Annotated in this window: 24 protein-coding genes; 6 read left to right on the forward strand and 18 right to left on the reverse strand. The window is 67.6% G+C overall.

The features are described from left to right. Positions 1–7 precede the first annotated feature (7 nt). From KUH32_RS16280 to KUH32_RS16340, 13 genes are all read right to left on the reverse strand, one after another. Complete coding sequence (locus tag KUH32_RS16280; RefSeq protein WP_217779649.1) at positions 8–670, reverse strand: phage tail tape measure protein; 663 nt, start codon at positions 668–670, stop codon at positions 8–10. Then, positions 667–867, reverse strand: a complete 201-nt coding sequence (locus KUH32_RS16285) for a rcc01693 family protein (protein WP_217779650.1) — start codon at positions 865–867, stop codon at positions 667–669. Before KUH32_RS16285 ends, KUH32_RS16280 begins: the two co-directional genes overlap by 4 nt. Then, positions 854–1186 carry a gene transfer agent family protein gene (locus KUH32_RS16290; protein ID WP_217779651.1) on the reverse strand — a complete coding sequence of 111 codons (333 nt, stop codon included), beginning with the start codon at positions 1184–1186 and terminating at the stop codon, positions 854–856. Before KUH32_RS16290 ends, KUH32_RS16285 begins: the two co-directional genes overlap by 14 nt. Then, the gene (locus KUH32_RS16295; RefSeq protein ID WP_217779652.1) at positions 1186–1608 is read right to left on the reverse strand and encodes a phage major tail protein, TP901-1 family; all 423 of its coding nucleotides are present in this window, start codon (positions 1606–1608) and stop codon (positions 1186–1188) included. The genes KUH32_RS16290 and KUH32_RS16295 overlap by 1 nt, the downstream gene beginning before the upstream one ends. Before the next feature lie 53 nt (positions 1609–1661). Further along, complete coding sequence (locus KUH32_RS16300; RefSeq protein ID WP_217779653.1) at positions 1662–2069, reverse strand: DUF3168 domain-containing protein; 408 nt, start codon at positions 2067–2069, stop codon at positions 1662–1664. Beyond that, the gene (locus tag KUH32_RS16305; RefSeq protein ID WP_217779654.1) at positions 2066–2404 is read right to left on the reverse strand and encodes a head-tail adaptor protein; all 339 of its coding nucleotides are present in this window, start codon (positions 2402–2404) and stop codon (positions 2066–2068) included. The genes KUH32_RS16300 and KUH32_RS16305 overlap by 4 nt, the downstream gene beginning before the upstream one ends. Further along, on the reverse strand, positions 2401–2994 hold the full coding sequence (locus KUH32_RS16310; protein WP_217779655.1) for a head-tail connector protein: 594 nt from the start codon (positions 2992–2994) through the stop codon (positions 2401–2403). The genes KUH32_RS16305 and KUH32_RS16310 overlap by 4 nt, the downstream gene beginning before the upstream one ends. Before the next feature lie 160 nt (positions 2995–3154). After that, positions 3155–4336 (reverse strand): phage major capsid protein, encoded by a 1182-nt coding sequence (locus KUH32_RS16315; protein ID WP_217779656.1) that lies wholly within the window; start codon positions 4334–4336, stop codon positions 3155–3157. 30 nt (positions 4337–4366) lie between these two features. Then, positions 4367–4906, reverse strand: coding sequence for an HK97 family phage prohead protease (locus KUH32_RS16320; protein ID WP_217779857.1), 540 nt, complete (start codon positions 4904–4906; stop codon positions 4367–4369). A gap of 16 nt (positions 4907–4922) precedes the next feature. Continuing rightward, positions 4923–5141, reverse strand: coding sequence for a GTA head formation protein, RCAP_rcc01685 family (locus tag KUH32_RS16325; RefSeq protein WP_217779858.1), 219 nt, complete (start codon positions 5139–5141; stop codon positions 4923–4925). A gap of 1 nt (position 5142) precedes the next feature. Next, entirely contained in the window at positions 5143–6333 is a 1191-nt protein-coding gene (locus KUH32_RS16330; protein WP_217779657.1) for a phage portal protein, read from the reverse strand. A gap of 140 nt (positions 6334–6473) precedes the next feature. Beyond that, complete coding sequence (locus tag KUH32_RS16335; RefSeq protein ID WP_217779658.1) at positions 6474–7832, reverse strand: DNA-packaging protein; 1359 nt, start codon at positions 7830–7832, stop codon at positions 6474–6476. Continuing rightward, positions 7756–8100, reverse strand: a complete 345-nt coding sequence (locus tag KUH32_RS16340; RefSeq protein ID WP_217779659.1) for a hypothetical protein — start codon at positions 8098–8100, stop codon at positions 7756–7758. The genes KUH32_RS16335 and KUH32_RS16340 overlap by 77 nt, the downstream gene beginning before the upstream one ends. A 273-nt stretch (positions 8101–8373) precedes the next feature. On the opposite strand from KUH32_RS16340, the gene KUH32_RS16345 reads away from it, so the two are divergent. Beyond that, entirely contained in the window at positions 8374–9558 is a 1185-nt protein-coding gene (locus KUH32_RS16345) for a pyridoxal phosphate-dependent aminotransferase (protein ID WP_217779660.1), read from the forward strand. Next, positions 9555–9890, forward strand: a complete 336-nt coding sequence (locus KUH32_RS16350; RefSeq protein WP_217779661.1) for a TfoX/Sxy family protein — start codon at positions 9555–9557, stop codon at positions 9888–9890. Before KUH32_RS16345 ends, KUH32_RS16350 begins: the two co-directional genes overlap by 4 nt. A 137-nt stretch (positions 9891–10027) precedes the next feature. On the opposite strand, the gene ndk is transcribed toward KUH32_RS16350, so the two are convergent. Further along, positions 10028–10450 carry a nucleoside-diphosphate kinase gene (gene ndk / locus KUH32_RS16355; RefSeq protein ID WP_217779662.1) on the reverse strand — a complete coding sequence of 141 codons (423 nt, stop codon included), beginning with the start codon at positions 10448–10450 and terminating at the stop codon, positions 10028–10030. A 156-nt stretch (positions 10451–10606) separates the two neighbouring features. Here ndk and KUH32_RS16360 point away from each other — a divergent pair, with 156 nt between their 5' ends. Together KUH32_RS16360 and KUH32_RS16365 are read left to right on the forward strand one after the other, a co-directional pair. Then, positions 10607–11221 carry a YceI family protein gene (locus tag KUH32_RS16360; RefSeq protein WP_217779665.1) on the forward strand — a complete coding sequence of 205 codons (615 nt, stop codon included), beginning with the start codon at positions 10607–10609 and terminating at the stop codon, positions 11219–11221. A gap of 42 nt (positions 11222–11263) precedes the next feature. Next, positions 11264–13117, forward strand: a complete 1854-nt coding sequence (locus KUH32_RS16365) for an ABC-F family ATP-binding cassette domain-containing protein (protein WP_217779666.1) — start codon at positions 11264–11266, stop codon at positions 13115–13117. Between the two features lie 61 nt (positions 13118–13178). Here the strand turns inward: KUH32_RS16365 and KUH32_RS16370 are convergent, their stop codons facing one another. After that, positions 13179–14990: an oleate hydratase gene (locus KUH32_RS16370; protein WP_284438346.1), complete on the reverse strand. Its 1812-nt coding sequence runs from the start codon at positions 14988–14990 to the stop codon at positions 13179–13181. Between KUH32_RS16370 and KUH32_RS16375 the strand changes: the two genes are divergently transcribed. After that, complete coding sequence (locus KUH32_RS16375) at positions 14880–15509, forward strand: MarC family protein (RefSeq protein ID WP_217779668.1); 630 nt, start codon at positions 14880–14882, stop codon at positions 15507–15509. The two genes, KUH32_RS16370 and KUH32_RS16375, sit on opposite strands and share 111 nt — an antisense overlap. 49 nt (positions 15510–15558) lie before the next feature. Further along, positions 15559–16140 (forward strand): retropepsin-like aspartic protease family protein, encoded by a 582-nt coding sequence (locus KUH32_RS16380; protein WP_217779669.1) that lies wholly within the window; start codon positions 15559–15561, stop codon positions 16138–16140. Here KUH32_RS16380 and KUH32_RS16385 read toward each other — a convergent pair. The 3 genes from KUH32_RS16385 to KUH32_RS16395 are packed head-to-tail and all read right to left on the reverse strand — an operon-like array spanning position 16137 to position 18533. Further along, positions 16137–16604 carry a DNA polymerase III subunit chi gene (locus KUH32_RS16385; RefSeq protein ID WP_217779670.1) on the reverse strand — a complete coding sequence of 156 codons (468 nt, stop codon included), beginning with the start codon at positions 16602–16604 and terminating at the stop codon, positions 16137–16139. The two genes, KUH32_RS16380 and KUH32_RS16385, sit on opposite strands and share 4 nt — an antisense overlap. After that, entirely contained in the window at positions 16604–17014 is a 411-nt protein-coding gene (locus KUH32_RS16390; protein WP_217779671.1) for a VOC family protein, read from the reverse strand. Before KUH32_RS16390 ends, KUH32_RS16385 begins: the two co-directional genes overlap by 1 nt. Before the next feature lie 58 nt (positions 17015–17072). Further along, on the reverse strand, positions 17073–18533 hold the full coding sequence (locus KUH32_RS16395; protein ID WP_217779672.1) for a leucyl aminopeptidase: 1461 nt from the start codon (positions 18531–18533) through the stop codon (positions 17073–17075). Between the last annotated feature and the right edge of the window lie 113 nt (positions 18534–18646).

Genomic DNA, 18646 nt, shown 5'->3' on the forward strand with positions numbered 1-18646 from the left:
AGCCTCCTCAGCGGTTGCGGGCGCCGCGGCCCAAGGCGCGGCTCATCTGGGCGGCGATCTGGCTCTGGCTGCGTTGAAAGCCTTGAACGTCGGGCGTCGAGATGTTCATCACCACGCTGACCGGGCGCGCGCCGCCCTCGGCACGCACACCCAGCCGACCATCCGCGCCGCGGGTCAGAGGCATGATCGCCTCGGGCCCGGCTTCGCCCATGAGCCCGGTGCCGCCGCGCATCGGAAAGCTCACCGGCCCGCTGACCACCCCGCCCTTTGCAAAGGGCATCACCCGCCCCTGCGCAAAGGCGCCACCTTCGGCAAAGGGCGAAAACGCGCCGAAAACCGCATTGACGCCGGATGCCATCATGCCGCCGAAATGGTCGGCAACCGGCTTGACGGCGGCCTTGTAGGCCGCATCGATCATCGATCGCGCAACCACGCCCATTGCATCCGACAACTTCATGCCGTCCAGGATCACTCCATCGATGGCCTTGGACACCCCTCGGCTCAGCGTCGTCTCCAACGCTGCCGCACCCCGCCCCGTCGCCGAAAACGTCTCGTGGATGCGCCGCAATTCGGCATCGAATCCGGCCGCCATGCCGGCAGCCCCGGCCAACGAGGTTTCCAGCGCCTCGACCTGCGCATCGAGATCGTCGATCATGTCGTGCTCGCTCATTCAGATCCCTTTCCTGAGATGTCGGGAAACGCCGCCATCAATTCGTCAAGCCGGGTCCGCCCCATTGGGGCTGACCCCGTGTTCTCGCCCAGAAGCAGACGCAGCTCGGCCGGGGTCAGCCCCCAGAACTCCGCGGGCTTCAATCCCAGGCCGCGCATTCCGGCACGCATCAGACCAGGCCAGTCAAACCCGCTCATCGCCCTCTCCGGGCAACAGGAAAGCGCGCGCCAGCATCTCGGCGGCGGCGCGCGCCGCAGCGATCGGCCCGCCCTCGATCTCGGCATGCAACAGATCGGCCGCATTGCCCGACCAGCCGCCACCGCGCAGCCCGGCCACGATCAGCGCCAGCACGTCTCGGGTGCTGAAGGCGCCTGCCTCGAACCGTTTGACCAGATCGACCAGCGTGCCCTTCTCCAGCCGCGTCTCCAATTCGGCCAAAGCGCCCAGCGTCAGCCGCAAACAGCGCGGCTCGCCGTCGATCACCAGTTCCACCTCGCCCCTCCAGGGATTGGCCATCACGCCACCGGCTGGGCGGTGAATTGCAGGGCGCCCGCCGAGGCCAGCGACACCTCGTAGGTGGCCTCGCCGTTATGCGACCCGGCATATTCGATCGAGGTCACCTGGAACGGTCCTTCGACCGTACCGAAATCGGGGATGATGACCTGAAACTCCGGCGTCTCGCCGTCAAAGAAGATCTGCCGCGCCCGTTCGTCGGTATCGGCATCGCGGAACACGCCCGAACCAGAGATGTTCGCCGTCTTTACGCCGGCCCCGGCCAGCAGCTCGCGCCAACCGCCCTGGCTTTCCAGCGTGGTCACGTCGACCTGCTCGGCGTTGAAACTGACACGGGTGGCACGCAGGCCCGCCATGGTCTGGAACTGGCCGTCGCCGGTCAGGTCAACCTTGATCAACAAATCCTTGCCGTTCTGGGCAGTCATGGGTCTTGCTCCTTGGATTGGAAATTTGCGTGGTGTGGGTTTTCGACCCACCGTCACCCGTCATCGACGCGGGCGCGGAAGGTCAGATCGATCCGACGCACCCCGCCCGAAGCCCGCACCGCGCGCGCACGGCGAAAGGCCATGCCGACCAAACGCCCGCGGGTCAGGGCAAGCGGTGCGTCGATCAGCGCATCGCAGATCGCGGCGGCGGCGTCCTTGGCGGTCTGGAACCCGGCACTTGCGGTCACGACGGATACGCCCAGGTCATGCCAGCTTCCCCGGCCCGAGACGTCCGAAGCATCGCGCACGCTCTCCTGGCCCAAAAGCACGTACAGAGCCGGGACGCTGCCTTCGGGCATCGCGTCGAACACGTTGCTGCCGACCAGGGCCTGCAACGCCGCATCGTTGGCCAGGTGCTGGTAGATCGCAGCCTGCAGCGCCGCGGACAGGGCATAGCTCATGGCGCCATCTCCTCTTGCGCTTCGCACAGCAGGTACAGACCTGCCGGCTCTTCTTCGGTGACCGCTTCGATGCGGAAGGCCCGCGCGCCACTGCGCAGCCGGTGGCCGGGTTCGGGCCGCGACGGATGCCCGAACGGCGTGGCGCGCACGACGATCCGGAACCCCGCGATCGACAGCGCTCCTGCTGCCGAACTGCCCAGCCGGGCGCCGCGCGGCTGGATCGCCGCCCAAAGCGTACCGCGCACCTGCCAGCTTTCGGCGAAGCCACCCGCGCCATCGGCCAGGCGCACCGGCGCCTCCAGCACCAGCTTTCGGTTCAGAACATGCCGGGTCATCCCGTGAACCCCGCGCGCAGCGGACGGTAGCGGGAAATCAGGCTGGTGACGCCGAACGGCATGCAGCCTTCGCCCAGTGCCGTCTCGTGCCGGAATTCGTAGTAGTGGGCGGCCAGCATCAGCACGGCCTGTGCCAGATCCGCGGGCAAGCCGCCGAAATCGGCCGCGAACCCCGCATCAAACCGGATTTCGGCCCGCCCGCCGCCGGGAATGGTCGGCAACAGGGCGCCGGTCGGCCGCAGCATCGGTTGCTGGCTGTCGGCCTGCAGCCTGTAGCGATCGGCCGTCAGAATTGTCGCAGCGCCGGTCCTGTCGACCAAGGCGACTTGCACGATCGACTCCACAGGCGCGATCTGGAGCGATTGGCCCGCCGGATCCCGCCACGCATCAAGCGTCAGCAGGAAGGTCCGCCGGACAAGCGCCTTGCCGGTCCGCGCCTCGATTGCCGCCAGTGCGGCCCGAAGGAATGATGCCAGGACCGCATCCTGCAGGTCGTCTTCACCAAAGCCCGTTCCAAGGCGCAGGTGCCGCTTCAAAGCATCGACAGGCAGCACCGCCTCCGGGATTTGGCCTTCTTCGACTAACATCATGGTCTTTCTCCGAAATCCGCTTGGGTTTCCCCTTGGGTCCGCTGGGTGGGCGCGCGCCGGTCACGTTGCTCGGACAGAGGGGAGCAGCAGGACAACGTGGCTAGGGACGCGCGCCCGGGAAATGGCGGGGCACGGACCCCGCCATCCGGTCGATCGGCGATCAGGACACCGCGAACCGCAGCAGTTTGATCGCGGCAAAGTCGCTGACATCGCCGCCGACGCGCTTGGTGGCGTAGAACAGCACATGCGGCTTGGCGCTGAACGGATCGCGCAACACGCGCAGGTCAGGACGTTCGGCGATCGTGTAGCCTGCGCCGAAATCGCCGAACGCGATGGCATCGGCACCGCTGGCGATGTCCGGCATGTCCTCGGCGATCAGCACCGGATAGCCCAGCAGACGTGCCGGTTCACCGGCGGCGAACCCGTCGCTCCACAGGTGACGGCCGTCCGTGTCCTTGAGCTTGCGCAGCGCGCCGGCGGTCTTCGAGTTCATCACGAAGCTCGCCTTGGCGCGGTATTGCGCGCCCAGTGCATAGACGAGATCGATCAGCCCGTCGCCATCGCCGATATCGCCATCGACGCCCGTGGCGACATAGCCCAGGTTGCCCCAGCTCCAGCTGGCATCGTCGACGGCGGTGTGGTCGAGGAAGCCGCGCGGCTTGTCGATGCCGTCGCCGCTGACAAAGGCCGCCGCTTCGGCGCGGGCGAACTTGTCGGCGATGCGGCCGGCCAGCCAGCCCTCGACGTCGAATGCGCTGTCATCCAGCAGGCGCTGCGACACCTTGGGCAGCGCGTTCAGCTCGTAAAGCGGGATCGAGATCCGCTCGATCGACGGCGTGCCGGTTTCCGACGACGAAGCCGTCTCGTTCGCCCAACCCGCGCCGGTGTCGTTCTGGTCGATCAGCACGTCGAACGACGACGCCTCGACATTCACCACGTTGGCGATGGCGCGGATCGACGCGGTCGAAGCCAGAACCGACTTGATCGTGTCGGCGGTCTGCGGATCGACCAGATAACCGCCATCGCTGTTGACGGCGGTCGACATCGCCTTGCCTTCCAGCTCAAGGCCGCGCAGGCCGTCGTCGTCGCCGGAACGCAGGTAGGCGTCAAAGGCTTTCTGGTGGGGGGCAGCGGTGTTGTTCGCCGCGGACAGCGCCGGGCGGGCGGCGGTAAGGCTCTTGCGATCCAGCATGGTCAGTCGCTCTTCCTGTTTCTGAAGCTTGGTTTGAAGGTCGGCCTGCATGGCCCTGAAATCCCCGATCAGCCCCGTCATCGCGGCGCTCACCCGGGCGACCGGAGACAGATCGTCCCCGGTCCGAGACTGGGTCTCGGTTGTGCTCATCTCGTCATTCCCGTTGCTTGGTGGCGTGCGTCAGCGGCCCGCCAGGTCGCGGCGGGCACGCTCCAGCGCATCCGCCAATTCGCACAGGCCGTCCTCGGGGATGTCCCCCTTGGCGGCGACCCGCGCACTGGGCAGCATCGGGAAGGTCACAAGCGACACCTCCCAAAGCTCCAGCTCGTTCAGGAGCCGTCGGCCCCCGTCTGTCTTGGTGGCCTTGACCGTGCGATAGCCGATCGACAGCCCGTCGATGGCGCCTGCGGCGATCAGCGCGGCGGCCTCGCGGCCCTTCTCCACGCTCTCCAGCAGCCGGCCCTTGACGTACAACCCGCGTTCGTCCTCACGCACCTCGTCCCAGATCCCGATGGGCTGGGCCGGATCGTGCTGCCACAGCATCTTGATCGCCCGCTTCTCCGACATCACCCGTTTGAGCGAGGCCGCATAGGCGCCCCGGGCCACGATATCGCCGCCCTGATCGCAAGCTCCGAACAGGCTGGCATAGCCCTCGATCCGCAATCCGTCCTTGCCCGAGGCTTCGACCTCGAACCGGCAAAACTTGTGCTCCAATTCCATCATCGTCTCCTCGGATTTAGGGAACCGCATTCAACAGTCCCTGAAAGGCCTGGCCCAGGATGGCGCCGACGACGCCGTAAACGGTCAGCCACAAACGTCGCTCCAGCCGTTCCATCAGGATCTCCAGCCGGTTCAGCCGGTCATTCAGCCCGTCGACCTGCAGCTTGCTGACGCGCTCATGCGCCTCCAGCCGCAGACCCGGCGCACAGGCGAACGGCGCCGCGATGCGTCGCATGTCACTCAACGGCCCCCTCCTCGGACAATGCCGGCAGGCCAAGCATCTGGCGCTTTTCGGCTTCGGTCAGGAAATCGGCCGACGACACCCGGTTCCAGTGGGCGTCCCGCTCGGCCGCCAATGCCGGCACCTGGTCCAGGTCGGGCTTCAGCTCCACCGCCTCCCCGGCGAAATCCGCCAGCCAGCGGCCGATCGCGGCGGTGACCTTGGTGGCCAGCGGCAGCACCGTCAGGCGATAAAACGCCCGGTGCGCCTCGGCGTAGTTGGCATAAGTCGCCTCGCCCGGGATGCCCAGCAGCATCGGCGGCACGCCGAAGGCCACCGCGATCTCGCGCGCCGCCGCTTCCTTGGTCTTCTGGAATTCCATGTCCGAGGGCGAAAAGCCCATCGGCTTCCAGTCCAGCCCGCCTTCCAGCAGCATCGGCCGCCCGGCATTGCGCGCGCCCTGGTGATGCGTCTCGATCTCGGTCACCAGCCGGTCATACTGGTCCGGCGACAGGTTGCCCTGCCCGTCGACGCCACGCCAGACGATGGCGCCCGAAGGCCGGGCAGCGTTGTCCAGCAACCCCTTGGACCAGCGCGACGCGGCATTGTGCACGTCCAGCGCCTGAGCGGCCGCCTGGATCGGGCTCAGCCCGTAATGGTCGTCCTGCGGGTGGAAGGTCTTGATATGGCAGACCGGCGATACCGGCCCGCTCACGTCATAGCGATGTTTGCGCCCGCCGACCTGGTATTCATAGGCCACCGGCCAGCCATCCGCCCCCGGCACCAGCCGCATCCGGTCCGACCGCAGCACATGCAGTTCGACCGGTTGGCCATCCTCGGCGCAGACCGCCTCGACATAGCCGTCGCCGGTCAGCAAAAGCTGGCCGTAGATCGCCTCGAACAGCTCGGCCCGGCCCTGTGCGGGGTTCGGCGCGCCGACCAGGCGCAGCAGCGGATGGTCGCTGAACCGGCAGGTATTGTCCTGCAGCACCAGCGGCAGCGCCGCGGCGGCCTCGGCGATCAGCTTGACCGCGCGAAAGCCCACCGGGTTGCCGGAAAAGCCCTGCTTGGTCAGCGACACCGTATCGCGCGGCGACCAGGCCACGCGGCCGGCGCTCATATGCGCCACCAGCGGACCGGCAGCCGATGCCTTGACCTCCGGCACCTCCGCCTTCGCCTCGCTTCGCCGCAGAAAATCAAACACCATGTCTGGTCGCTCCTTTCCGGTCGCTGGCAATCGGGCGGGCAGCGCCGCTGGCGACACCCGTCCGTCCGGTCATCCTGTCGGGAACCGGGTGGCTCCCGTCCGATCGAGGGCCACCCTAGGATTGCCGCCTTAACGCCGCCTCACAGCAGCGTGCGCAGCTTCGGCAACACTGGTCGCGCGCCCTGCGCCAGCATCAGGTCGGTCAACGCCCAGACCAGCGCGTCGACGCGGTCGGGGCTGCCCGAACCTTCGAATCCGCCCTGCGTCATCAGGCACATCTGCGACTCGAGCTCGGACAAACCGGCGACATGCGCCACCCTGCCCTGCTCGTAAAGCGCGGCCACCGGTTCGGCCCGCGCCGCCTTGCCGCGTGTCGCGTGGACCTGGCGGATCGGCAGGCCGGGATCGACCTGCTGCAGCACCGTTTCCACCATCGCGCCGCCCTGGTTGACCTCGGCGACCACGCGGTCGGCCTGCCAGCGGCGATAGGCATCCGCCGCCGCGCTGGCCCAGCCCAGCGGCGACGCGCCCTGCACGCTGGCATCCTCCAACACCACCGCGCGCCACTCCTGCGGCGCGCCCTGCGCCACCACCCCGGCGACGACGATCCCGCATTCGTCCGCCGCCTTGCCGGCGCCGGCGGGCGGGTCCACCGCGACCACGATCCGGTCGAAATCCGGCATTCGCCCGCCGCGGCAGCCATCCAGCATCTCGCGCGTCCACAGCGCGCCATCCACCTCGTCCAGCAGGATACCGTCCAGTTCCTGCAGCCCCAGGCGCGACCCGGCATAGCGCGCCCGCACCTCCTGCAGGAAAGACGCCGCCAGAAAGGCCTGGTTCGCCTCGGTCGCCGCCCGCGTGACCGCCGTCGAAGGCAGTTCCAGCAATTCCTTCAGGATGCCCACGTTGCGCGGCGTGGTCGTGACGCAGACCTGTGGGTGCGCGCCCAGCCGCAGCCCGAATTGCAGCATGTCCCAGGTGTCGCGCGCGTTGCGCCACTTGGCCAGTTCGTCGACCCAGGCGGCATCGAATTGCGGGCCGCGCAAGGCCTCGGGCTCATGCGCCGAAAACGCCATCGCCTCGGCGCCGTTCGGCCAGACCAGGCAACGCCGAGACGCCACCCAATGCGGCCGACGGTCGGGCGGCGAACAGGCCAGGATGCCGCTGTCGCCAAAGATCATCACCTCGCGCACCTGGTCCAGGGTCTCGCCCACCAGCGCCACGCGCTTGGCCCGCCCCGCATCCAGCGGACGGGCCCCTTCGACCATGCTGCGCACCCATTCCGCCCCGGCCCGCGTCTTGCCCGCGCCGCGGCCGCCCAGGATCACCCAGGAACGCCAGTCGCCGTCGGGTGGCAATTGGTGGTCATGCGCCCAGAACTCGAATAGGTAGGGGAGCGCCAGGCGCTCCCCATCCGACAGATCATCCAGGAATTTCCGCTTCCGCGCAGCAGGCCCGGAGGCTATCCAGACGGCACCCGATCGCAATCCGCGCGGCATCGAGGTCAAGCCCGTATTCGCCGGCGATCCCGGCTTGCTTGCGTTTGATGGTTTCAAGTTCGGCCTCCGTTTCGCGGGCAGCCCGCAGCCAATAGCGCAGATCGGCCATCAGCCTGACCGCCTCGCTGGGTTTCTCGACCTCTCCATCCTTCAGCCGGGCGCGCAGGGCCCGGATATCCTCCGCCAGCTGCGCCAGCGTCTCCGCGATTTCCTCGCGTTGTTCTTCCAGCCGTCCGCCTTCGGTCTTCGCCGTGATCAGTGCCGTCATGCTCGATACCTTTCTTGCCTGTATGAATGCCTGCATGTACCTCCGCCGGTGCTCGGCCCCGATCCGCCGCGCGGTGCTTTGCCGCTGGGTCGTTCCGGGGTTTTCCGACGTACGACCACCCTAGCCGTCACTTCCCGCCAAAGCGTGACGCCACCGTGCGGGCGGCTCTGCGCAAGGTAAACGCGCCGCCCCGTTTGAACCGAAGGTTAAGCGCAGGGGGTTGCGGCGCGGCCCCGCCCTCTGGCACATCCGGGACAACGACAGGAGACACCGATGCCCGAGATTTCCCCGCGCCTGACCGGCATCAACGAAGGCGGCGACGACGGCTGGGGCGTGTTCTACAAGGCCCGCCGGATGAAGGCCGACGGCATCGACGTCACCGAGCTGACGATCGGCGAACACGACATCCGCACCGATCCCGCGATTCTCGACGCCATGCATGCCGCGGCACGCGGCGGCCATACCGGCTATGCCATGATCCCCGGCGTCGCGGCACTGCGCCAGCGCGTGGCCGACCGCATCCGCAACCGCACCGGGGTCGCCACGACGCAGGCCAATGTGCTGATCACGCCCGGCGGCCAGGCCGGGCTCTTCGCCGCCCATGTCGCCGCCTGCCCGCCCGGGCGGCGCGCTCTGTATATCGATCCCTATTACGCCACCTATCCCGGTACGCTGCGCGCCGCCGGGGCGCAGGCCGTGGCTATCCCGACCCGGTCCGAAGACGGCTTCCTGCCCGATCCCGCCGCCGTCGACGCCGCGGCGGCACAGGGCGCGGCATCGCTGCTGATCAACTCGCCCAACAACCCCACCGGCGTGGTCTACCCCGACACCACCCTGCGCGCGCTGGCAGACATCTGCACCGACCGCGATCTCTGGCTCATCTCGGACGAGGTCTACGACACCCAGGTCTGGCAGGGCACACACCTGTCGCCTCGCGCCCTGCCCGGCATGGCCGACCGCACGCTGGTCATCGGCTCGATGTCGAAAAGCCACGCCATGACCGGCTCGCGCATCGGCTGGATCGTCGGGCCGGAACCCGCCATCGCGGCGCTGATCGATCTCGCGACCACCACCACCTACGGTGTGCCGGGCTTCATCCAGGATGCCGCGCTCTTCGCGCTCGACCAGGGCACCGCGTTCGAAGCGCGCATCGCAGAACCGTTCCGACGCCGCCGCGACGCGGTGCTGGATGTCATCGCCCGCCAGCAGATCGTTCGCGCGATCCCATCCAGCGGCGCGATGTACCTGATGCTGGATATCCGCGCCACCGGCCTGTCCGGCCAGGACTTCGCCCTGCACCTGCTCGACAGCCACCGCATCGCCGTCATGCCCGGCGAAAGCTTCGGCCGCTCGGCCGCGGGCCATCTGCGCGTCGCCCTGACCGTTGCCGATGACCGGTTGGTGCAGGCCGTCGAGACCCTCTGCGCCTTCGCCGCCAAGGCGGCCATATCCGCATGACCGGCACACCCATCTCGACGATCCGCAATCTCGGTCCGGCGATGGAACAGGCGTTCAAGCGCGCCGGCATCCCCGATGCCGAAACCCTGCGCGCGCTCGGTGCCGACGAGGCCTACCGCCAGCTCCTGCTGAACGGCACCCGCCCGCATTTCATCGGCTATTACGTGCTGCACATGGCCTTGCAGGGCCGGCCCTGGAACGATTGCAAGGGCAAGGAAAAGGCCGATCTGCGCAAACGCTTCGACGCGCTCAAGGCCAGCGCCGCGAAAGACCCCGACAGCATGCCCGACGGCCTGTCGGGGTTTCTGCGCGACATCGGGCTCGACAAGTGACGGGCTCAGACGTCAACGTTGGGCCGCGCAAGAGCGGCGGTTGACCGGGCGGGCGCGTCGAAAACTGCCTTGACGACCCAAACCCAACAAAAAAGCGCCCCGCAGGGCGCCTTTCCGTTTCGACTATCCAGACCGGTTCAGCCGACCAGTTCGAGCCCCGAGAAGAAGAACGAGATTTCCTGCGCGGCGGTGTCCGGCGCGTCCGAGCCGTGCACCGAGTTCTCACCCACCGATTCCGCGAACTCGGCGCGGATCGTGCCGGGGGCCGCATCGGCGGGGTTGGTCGCGCCCATCACTTCGCGGTTCTTCACGATGGCGCCTTCGCCTTCCAGAACCTGCACGACGACCGGTTCGGATGCCATGAACTCGCACAGCTCGTCATAGAACGGGCGCTCGGCATGAACCTTGTAGAATTCGCCTGCCTGCGCCTTGGTCAGGTGAATGCGCTTCTGCGCGATGATGCGCAGGCCGGCTTCCTCGAACTTGGCGTTGATCTTGCCGGTCAGATTGCGGCGGGTGGCGTCGGGCTTGATGATGGACAGCGTGCGTTCGGTAGCCATGATGATCGATCCTTTGACTGGGGCTTTGCGCCCTGAATTCCCGGGCGCCGCCTAACACGCGCCGGACGGCTTGAAAAGCCACTCCGCCGCCGATTTTTCCCATCATAGCCGAACGCCGCCGTGCCAAGGCTGGGCCGATCCGCGAAAGGCCCCATCATGCGAACCCTGATCGCCGCCGCCCTGCTGCCCCTGCCCGCCCTGGCCCAGGACCTGCCCGACATTGCCTTCCAGACCCTGACGCTCGACCCCGCGCACGCCACGATCACCTTTCGCGTCGACCACCTCGGCTTTTCGCACTACACCGCCGGCTTCGACCGCTTTGCGGCGACGCTGGATTTCGGCACCGACCGGCCGCAGGACGCCCGTCTCAGCGCGGAAATCGACGTCGCCTCGCTCGATCTGCCCAGCCCGCCCGACGGGTTCCTGGCCGAATTGCTGGGCGCCAACTGGTTCGATGCCGCGACCCATCCGGTCATACGCTTCACTTCCGATACGATCACCCCGACCGGCGGCACGACGGCCACGGTGACGGGAACGATGCAGATGCTGGGCGTCTCGTCGCCCGTCACGATGGAAGTCACCTTCAATGGCGGTTATCCCCAAGCCGAGTGGGAACCCTATGCCCGCATCGGCTTTTCCGCCCGGGGCAGCCTCAGCCGGTCGGCCTTCGGCATGGCCATTGGCGTGCCGCCCCCGGGCAGCACGCTGGGCGTCGGCGACACCGTCAGCTTCGCCATCGAGGCCGAGTTCATCGGCCAGCCCAAACCCTGACATCCGATTGACGCCAGCCCCGCGCTGCGGCATGCACCGGCCATGCTGCGCCTGAAAGACATATCCTTCTCGATCGAGGGCCGCCCGCTGTTCGACGGCGCCAGCGCCACGATTCCCGCCGGCCACAAGGTGGGGCTGGTGGGGCCGAACGGCACCGGCAAGACCACGCTTTTCCGGCTCATCAAGGGCGAACTGACGCTGGACGGCGGCGAGATCGAGCTGCCCGCCCGCGCCCGCATCGGCGGCGTCGCGCAAGAGGTGCCCGCCAACGAGGTCAGCCTGTTGGACACCGTCCTGGCCGCCGACACCGAACGCGCGTCGCTGCTGGCCGAGGCCGACACCGCGACCGACAGCACCCGCATCGCCGAAGTCCAGACCCGGCTCGCCGATATCGACGCCTGGTCGGCCGAGGCGCGCGCCAGCACCATCCTGCGCGGCCTGGGCTTCGACGACGGCGACCAGTCCCAGCCCTGCTCGGCCTTCTCCGGCGGCTGGCGGATGCGCGTCGCTCTGGCGGGCGTGCTGTTCGCGCAACCCGACCTGCTGCTGCTCGACGAACCCACCAACTATCTCGACCTCGAAGGCGCGCTCTGGCTGGAAAGCTATCTCGCGAAATACCCCCACACCGTCATCGTCATCAGCCATGACCGCGGCCTGCTCAACCGTGCCGTGGGCAGCATCCTGCATCTCGAGGACCGCAAGCTGACCTATTACGGCACGCCCTATGACGGCTTTGCCAGGCTGCGCGCCGAGCGCCGCGCCCAGGCCGGCGCCACGGCCAAGAAACAGGAAGCCCGCCGCGCCCATCTGCAAAGCTTCGTCGACCGCTTCCGCGCCAAGGCGTCCAAGGCCCGGCAGGCGCAGGCGCGGCTCAAGATGATCGAACGGATGGACATGGTCGCCGCCCCCGAAGACGCCGCCAAACGCGTCTTCAGCTTTCCCCAGCCCGACGAGCTTTCCCCGCCCATCATCAACATCGAAGGGGGTGCAACCGGCTACGGCAACACGACGGTTCTCAAGCGCCTCGATCTGCGCATCGACCAGGACGACCGCATCGCGCTGCTGGGCAAGAACGGCCAGGGCAAATCGACCCTGTCCAAGCTGCTGTCCGACCGCCTGCCCCTGACCGCGGGCCGCATGAACCGGTCCGGCAAGCTGCGCATCGGCTATTTCGCCCAGCACCAGGTCGACGAATTGCACCTCGACGAAACACCGCTCCAGCACCTGCAACGCGAACGCCCCGACACCCCACCCGCGAAACTGCGCGCGCAACTGGCCGGGTTCGGGCTGATGGCGGCGCAGGCCGAGACCGAAGTCGGTCGCCTGTCCGGCGGGCAAAAGGCCCGGCTGTCGCTGCTGCTGGCAACGCTGGACGCGCCGCACCTGCTGATCCTCGACGAGCCGACCAACCATCTCGACATCGAATCGCGCGAGGCGCTGGTCGGGGCACTGACCGCCTATTCCGGCGCGGTGATCCTGGTCAGCCATGACATGCACCTGCTGTCGCTGGTGGCCGACCGGCTCTGGCTGGTTTCCGACGGTACGGTCAAACCCTACGATGACGATCTCGACGCCTACCGCGCCATGCTTCTGGCGCGCGACACATCGGCGAAATCGGAAAAACAGAAGGAAACCAAACAGAAACGGCCCTCGCGCGATGTGATGCTCGAACTGCGCGCCGAGGTGCGCAAATGCGAGGACCGCATCGCCAAGATCGAGGACATGCGCGACAAGCTGTCCGCCAAGCTGGCCGACCCGGCGCTGTACGAGGACGATCGCAAGGGCGATCTGGCGGTCTGGAACCGCAAATACGCCGAGGTGATGGAAGGCCTGCACCGCGCCGAGGCGCTGTGGGAAAGCGCGCTCGCGCGGCTGGACGAGGCGGAATCGGCCTGACCGGCCGCTCCGGGGTCATCGGCATCGTCGTCGCGGCCGTTGCGGCGCGCCAGGGCCGCCGTCAAACCCCCATCAGCACCCGCGCCGCCCGGATCAGCACCATCGGGTCCAGATCGGTCCGCGCCACGGGCGGCGGCGGCGATACACGCCCGGTCAACCGTGCCGCGGCGGTCCGTGCCGACCGCACCGAGTATTCCACCGTAAAGACGCAATCGCGCGGCAATTCGCAGAACTGGCCGATCACCGCGAAATTGCGCGCGCCGGTCGGCACCGGATCGGGGCGGTCCCCCGGCTGGCGGGGCATGAACTGGCTGGTGATGAACGGCATCCGGCAAACCCGCACCCGTGCGCCGTCGAACCAGCGCCGCTGTTCCGGCGTCAGCCGCAACTGGCCGAACAGCTCTTCCAGGATTTCATCACCGGTCGCGTCCCACATCGGTTTGTGCACGAAATCGCCCGGCCGGTCGCCCCGCAACCCATAGCCCCACAAGGTGTAGGTGCCGTGTTTCTGACCGCGGAAATGCGGCTGGTGAAACAGCACGATCGACAGCGTCCAGCCGGACCCCGCAAAGGTCACCAGCCCGCCGGTCCCCGTCCGGTTTCCGGTGAAATCCTCCATGAATTCAAAGAAATCCGGCCCATCCAGCGTGACGGTAAAGGAATGCCACGCGCTGCGTCCGGTGTCGCCGCAGAACACTTCGGGCCGGCCAAAGCCTTCGTTTGCGGTGGCCAGGCGCCGCCACAGCGTCCAGGCACCGCTCTCCCGGTCGGCCCGCGACGGCGCCGCGTCATTCGTGCCCAGCGTCGAGCCGTCCGTCATCGACCCCAGCGTCAGGTAGACCCGGTCGATTTCCGAGACCGGCACCGTTTCGCCATCCGACAGGATTATCGCGGTGGCGACACGGTCCTGCCGCGTCCCGCCGATCGTGACATCCGTCACCGCCGTGTCGGTGCGGATCTGCACATCTCGGGCCCGCAGCCAGTCGACGATCGGCGCGATGATCGAATCGTACTGGTTGTAGCGGGTGCGCAATATCCCCTCGATCCGGGTAAATCCGGGAAACAGATGGATGAAGCGCCGCAGGTAGCGCCGCATCTCTGCCGCGGAATGCCAGGGCTGAAAGGAAAACATCGTCGACCACATCAGCCAGAAATTGCTTTCGAAAAAGCCCGGGTTGAACCAGTCCTCGATCGTGCGCGGGCCCAGACCGCCCTCGCGATGCAGGATCAGGCGGTTGATGTCGACGATGTCCTGCGCGCTCAGCAGCAGGTCGAACCGGTCCTCGGCCGGGGCGCCATCGCGCACCAGCCGGCAATTCGAAGACCCCGGCACCATGCGGTTGAACGCCAGGATGTCGTCGCGAACCGAAACGGCCGGATCGTCCGCCGACGGGATCGACCCCAGCAGATCGAAGGTGCAGGCGAAATGGTCCTCGAACATCCGCCCGCCGCGGGCCAGATACCCCGTTTCGGCCTCGCCCGATCCGTCCAGCGATCCCCCCGCCACCCCAAGCTGCTCGTAAAGGCGAACGCGGTCTCCGGCGACCCCGGCATCGCGGACCAGAAAAACCGCCGTCGCCAGGCCGGCGATCCCGGCGCCGACGATATGATGCTGTGCCTGCCCTGTGCTTTCCGTCATGTCCGCCTCCGCCCGTGCGTGTCCGTGCTGCCGGCCAAGTCTAGGGTCGCCCGACCGGTCGGACCTGTCGCCGATCAATCGGCGGGGCTGGACGAGGTGATGCGAAACGGCTAGCCGTCGGCCATGGACGCGACCTTCTACATCACCGCGTTCGCCACGCTGTTCGTGGTGATCGACCCGATCGGGCTGACGCCGATCTTCATCGCGCTGACCAGCGGCGCCGATGCCGCGCATCGCCGTGCCGTGGCGCTGCGGGCCTGCCTGGTCGCGGCCGGGATCCTCGCGCTGTTCGCGTTCCTCGGCGAGGCGGTTCTGGGCTTCATCGGCATTTCCATGCCGGCGTTCCGGATCGCGGGCGGCATCCTGCTGTTCCTGACCGCGCTCGACATGCTGTTCGAACGCCGCACCAAGCGGCGCAAGGGCGCCGCCGACGAAGAAGAGCATCCCGACCCCTCGGTCTTTCCCATCGCCATTCCGCTGATCGCCGGGCCCGGCGCCATCGCGACGATCATCCTGCTGATGGGGCGCAGCCAGGACGCCGCGCAGATGGCCGGCGTGCTGGGCGTCGCCGCCAGCGTGCTGGTCATCGTGCTGCTGTTCTTTCTCATGGCGGGGGTGATCGAACGGGCGCTCGGCAAGACCGGGATCACCGTGGTGACGCGGTTGCTGGGCATGCTGCTGGCGGCGTTGTCGGTGCAGTTCGTGCTGGACGGGTTGCGGGATTTCGGTATCGCCACCGCGGCAACCCTGTAATTCCGTACCGAACGGACCTATTTCAGGACGTATTGCTGGAGGGAAACCCGTGACCGGAGACGATATCGGCAGCCTGATCTATCTTGGTGCGCTCGGAGCGGCGCTGGCGGCATGGTATGTCGTGGCCAATCGCGGCGCGATGAACAAGATGCTGCAGCAGGCGGCTCTTTGGGCGTTGATTTTCCTCGGTGTCATAGCGGCTTACGGGCTGTGGGGCGACATCCGCCAGACGGTCGCGCCGCAGCAATCGGTCTTTGCCGAGGATGGCCGGATCGCCCTGCCCCGGGCGCCTGACGGGCATTACTACGCGACGCTCGACATCAACGGCTCGCCCACCCGCTTCGTCGTCGACACCGGCGCCACCGCGATGGTGCTGACGCTGGACGACGCGCGCCGCGCGGGCTTGCAGGAAAGCGACCTCGCGTTCTTTTCCGAAGCGATGACCGCCAACGGCCCGGTCAAGACCGCGCCCGTGCGGCTCGACAGCGTGACCTTCGGACCCTTCGAGGATCGCGGCGTGCGCGCCTTCGTCAACAGCGGCGAGATGGACCAGTCGCTGCTGGGCATGACGTATCTTCAGCATTTCGGGCGGGTTACGATCACCGGCGGCGAGATGGTGCTGGAACGCTAGGCGTTCGGTTCGGCCTCGGCCTTCTTCTCCCAGCGGCCCGACTCCTCGGACCAGTATTGCGCGGCGCATCCGGCATCGGTCAACGCCTTCCACTGGCCGCGCGCCGCTTGCACCGCGGCGTCGTCATGGCCGTCGAACAGGATGCAGACCCGCTGCATCGCCGCAACCTCTGCGGCGGAAACCTCGGCGCCATCGATGGCCATGAGACAAGACGGATCGTTGGTCGCATCGGCTTGGGTCAGCAGCACCGGCTGACGCGCGTCATGCGGGCCGCCGGACAACCCGTGCGGCAGGAACCCGTCCTCGGGCCCCAGCCACAGCTGTTCGTCCAGGGTTTCCAGATGCGCCCTGTCGGGTCCACGCACGGCGACCCGCCAGCCGGCCTCGAGCGCCTTGCCCAGCAAGAGCGGCAAGGTCGCCTCGAGCGGCTTTCGCGTCAGGTGGTAGAAAAACACCGCGCCCATCACGCCTCCGCGCGGGGATCGTAGTCCCCGAAAGACCAGATATGTCCTTCGGGGTCGGCAAGGGTGAAATTCGCCCCGCCATAGGGCTGATCTTCGAGCGGCATCAGGATCTCGGCGCCCGCCGCCCTGGCGCGGTCGTAATGCGCTTGCAGCGTCGCGCGGTCGGGCAGCACGGCGTAGATCGTCGTGGTTTCCCGGCCGCCGATATCACCCGGGTCTGCCATGTAGCGATCGAACGGGCCGTCATTGGGCGGTCCGAACATCATCAGGCCGGCGCCAAGCGCGATCTGGGCATGCTGGATGCGGCCGGCATCGTCGCGGTACACGGCATGGGCGGGCAGGTTCAGGACGTCGTTGATGAAACGCAACGCGGCCTCGCAATCGCGGTAACGGGTGGCGGGGATCAGCATGGGCACGGTCCTCTCTGGGTCCACGATAGCCGATTCGGACGATGCCGGAAGTTGCCCGTCAGCTTTCGAACCGATCCCTGACGAGGCGGTCCAACGACAACACGCCCCAGCCGGTCGCGCCCTGCGGAGCCAGGACCGTATCCTTGGCGATATGCGCAACGCCCGCAATGTCCAGATGAATCCAGGGCGTGCCTTCCTTGACGAAACGCTGCAGGAACTGCGCCGCGGTGATCGCGCCCGCGGGACGGCCGCCGACATTCTTCATGTCGGCCAGCGGCGATTTCAGCATCTCGTCATAGGCGGGGGCCAACGGCATGCGCCAGGCGCCTTCGCCTTCGGTCTGCGCGGCCTTCAGGAAATCCCCGGCCAGCCCGTCATCGTTGGAAAACACCGCCGCGTTCTCGTGCCCGAGCGCGATGATGCAGGCCCCGGTCAGCGTGGCGAGATCGATCATCGCCGCCGGCTTTTCGGCCTCCTGCACGTGCCACATAATATCGGCAAGAACCAGCCGGCCCTCGGCATCGGTGTTGATGACCTCGATCGTGTCGCCCTTCATCGAGCGCACGATATCGCCCGGGCGCTGCGCATTGCCCGAAGGCATGTTTTCGACCAGGCCGACGATGCCCACCACATGCGCCTTGGCCTTGCGCAGGGCCAGCGTCTTCATCACGCCTGCCACGACGCCCGCACCGCCCATGTCCATGGTCATGTCTTCCATGCCGGCGGCGGGTTTCAGCGAAATGCCGCCAGTGTCAAAGACCACGCCCTTGCCGACCAGTGCCAGCGGCGCGTCCTTGGCCCCCTTCCACCGCATGACGACCACCTTGGACGGCGCCTCCGACCCCTGACCGACCGCCAGCAGGGCGCCCATGCCCAGTTTGGCCAGTTCCGGTTCTTCCAGCACCTTGACCTCGACGCCCAGTTCGCTCAGCCCCTGCAGGCGCGAGGCGAATTCGGTCGTGGTCAGCACGTTGGCCGGTTCATTGACCAGGTCGCGGGTAAAGAAAGCGCCCTGCGCGGCCGCCATCATCGGTGCGGCAGCCTGTTTCGCGTCGTCGGGTCTGGAGCACATCACGACGGCCTTGCCCGGCGTCTTGGTCTCTTCCGTCTTGTGATCGGAAAAGGCGTAGCTGCGCAGCGCCAGGCCAAGCGCGATGTCGGCCGGGCGCGATACGGATTCGGCCAGCACGGTGACGGGTTTGTCCGCCGCCGCGGCGATGGCCGCGCCGGCCTTGCGCGCCTCGGCCGCCGACGGGCGCCGGTCGAGCTTGATCACCAGCACCGCCTCGGCCGCCATCCCGGCGGGAAAGTTCAGCCGCAGACTGTCGCCGGGCTTGGTCTTGTCCCAGGCGTCGCCGTCAACCGCACGCGCAACGGCGCCCTTGGTCAGGCGGTTGAGACGCCGAGCGCCGGGGCTCATCTTGCGGTCGGCGGGCACGAACACCGCAACCCAGCCCGGCGCCTCGGCCAGCATGTCGAGATCGGTCGCCCGGAATTCCAACTGTCGCAATGCGGTCATCGTCTACCCCTTTTGTCGTGTGCCTCGCGGTCTTGTCCCGATTAGGTAGCGGCCCGCCACCGCAAAGGCCAGTGCCGCCTTTTCCGCCTCGCCCCGATCCGCTAGGGTCGCCC

It is taken from the genome of Thalassococcus arenae, assembly GCF_019104745.1.
GTDB classification, from domain to species: domain Bacteria; phylum Pseudomonadota; class Alphaproteobacteria; order Rhodobacterales; family Rhodobacteraceae; genus Thalassococcus_B; species Thalassococcus_B arenae.

What these genes read in the sequence shown, in the direction of transcription:
- KUH32_RS16280 (WP_217779649.1), bottom strand. Translation starts at nt 670, where the DNA reads ATGAGCGAGCACGACATGATCGACGATCTCGATGCGCAGGTCGAGGCG.
- KUH32_RS16285 (WP_217779650.1), bottom strand. Translation starts at nt 867, where the DNA reads ATGAGCGGGTTTGACTGGCCTGGTCTGATGCGTGCCGGAATGCGCGGC.
- KUH32_RS16290 (WP_217779651.1), bottom strand. Translation starts at nt 1,186, where the DNA reads ATGGCCAATCCCTGGAGGGGCGAGGTGGAACTGGTGATCGACGGCGAG.
- KUH32_RS16295 (WP_217779652.1), bottom strand. Translation starts at nt 1,608, where the DNA reads ATGACTGCCCAGAACGGCAAGGATTTGTTGATCAAGGTTGACCTGACC.
- KUH32_RS16300 (WP_217779653.1), bottom strand. Translation starts at nt 2,069, where the DNA reads ATGAGCTATGCCCTGTCCGCGGCGCTGCAGGCTGCGATCTACCAGCAC.
- KUH32_RS16305 (WP_217779654.1), bottom strand. Translation starts at nt 2,404, where the DNA reads ATGACCCGGCATGTTCTGAACCGAAAGCTGGTGCTGGAGGCGCCGGTG.
- KUH32_RS16310 (WP_217779655.1), bottom strand. Translation starts at nt 2,994, where the DNA reads ATGATGTTAGTCGAAGAAGGCCAAATCCCGGAGGCGGTGCTGCCTGTC.
- KUH32_RS16315 (WP_217779656.1), bottom strand. Translation starts at nt 4,336, where the DNA reads ATGAGCACAACCGAGACCCAGTCTCGGACCGGGGACGATCTGTCTCCG.
- KUH32_RS16320 (WP_217779857.1), bottom strand. Translation starts at nt 4,906, where the DNA reads ATGGAATTGGAGCACAAGTTTTGCCGGTTCGAGGTCGAAGCCTCGGGC.
- KUH32_RS16325 (WP_217779858.1), bottom strand. Translation starts at nt 5,141, where the DNA reads ATGCGACGCATCGCGGCGCCGTTCGCCTGTGCGCCGGGTCTGCGGCTG.
- KUH32_RS16330 (WP_217779657.1), bottom strand. Translation starts at nt 6,333, where the DNA reads ATGGTGTTTGATTTTCTGCGGCGAAGCGAGGCGAAGGCGGAGGTGCCG.
- KUH32_RS16335 (WP_217779658.1), bottom strand. Translation starts at nt 7,832, where the DNA reads ATGCCGCGCGGATTGCGATCGGGTGCCGTCTGGATAGCCTCCGGGCCT.
- KUH32_RS16340 (WP_217779659.1), bottom strand. Translation starts at nt 8,100, where the DNA reads ATGACGGCACTGATCACGGCGAAGACCGAAGGCGGACGGCTGGAAGAA.
- KUH32_RS16345 (WP_217779660.1), top strand. Translation starts at nt 8,374, where the DNA reads ATGCCCGAGATTTCCCCGCGCCTGACCGGCATCAACGAAGGCGGCGAC.
- KUH32_RS16350 (WP_217779661.1), top strand. Translation starts at nt 9,555, where the DNA reads ATGACCGGCACACCCATCTCGACGATCCGCAATCTCGGTCCGGCGATG.
- ndk (WP_217779662.1), bottom strand. Translation starts at nt 10,450, where the DNA reads ATGGCTACCGAACGCACGCTGTCCATCATCAAGCCCGACGCCACCCGC.
- KUH32_RS16360 (WP_217779665.1), top strand. Translation starts at nt 10,607, where the DNA reads ATGCGAACCCTGATCGCCGCCGCCCTGCTGCCCCTGCCCGCCCTGGCC.
- KUH32_RS16365 (WP_217779666.1), top strand. Translation starts at nt 11,264, where the DNA reads ATGCTGCGCCTGAAAGACATATCCTTCTCGATCGAGGGCCGCCCGCTG.
- KUH32_RS16375 (WP_217779668.1), top strand. Translation starts at nt 14,880, where the DNA reads ATGGACGCGACCTTCTACATCACCGCGTTCGCCACGCTGTTCGTGGTG.
- KUH32_RS16370 (WP_284438346.1), bottom strand. Translation starts at nt 14,990, where the DNA reads ATGCGCGGCATCGGCGCCGCTGGTCAGCGCGATGAAGATCGGCGTCAG.
- KUH32_RS16385 (WP_217779670.1), bottom strand. Translation starts at nt 16,604, where the DNA reads ATGGGCGCGGTGTTTTTCTACCACCTGACGCGAAAGCCGCTCGAGGCG.
- KUH32_RS16390 (WP_217779671.1), bottom strand. Translation starts at nt 17,014, where the DNA reads ATGCTGATCCCCGCCACCCGTTACCGCGATTGCGAGGCCGCGTTGCGT.
- KUH32_RS16395 (WP_217779672.1), bottom strand. Translation starts at nt 18,533, where the DNA reads ATGACCGCATTGCGACAGTTGGAATTCCGGGCGACCGATCTCGACATG.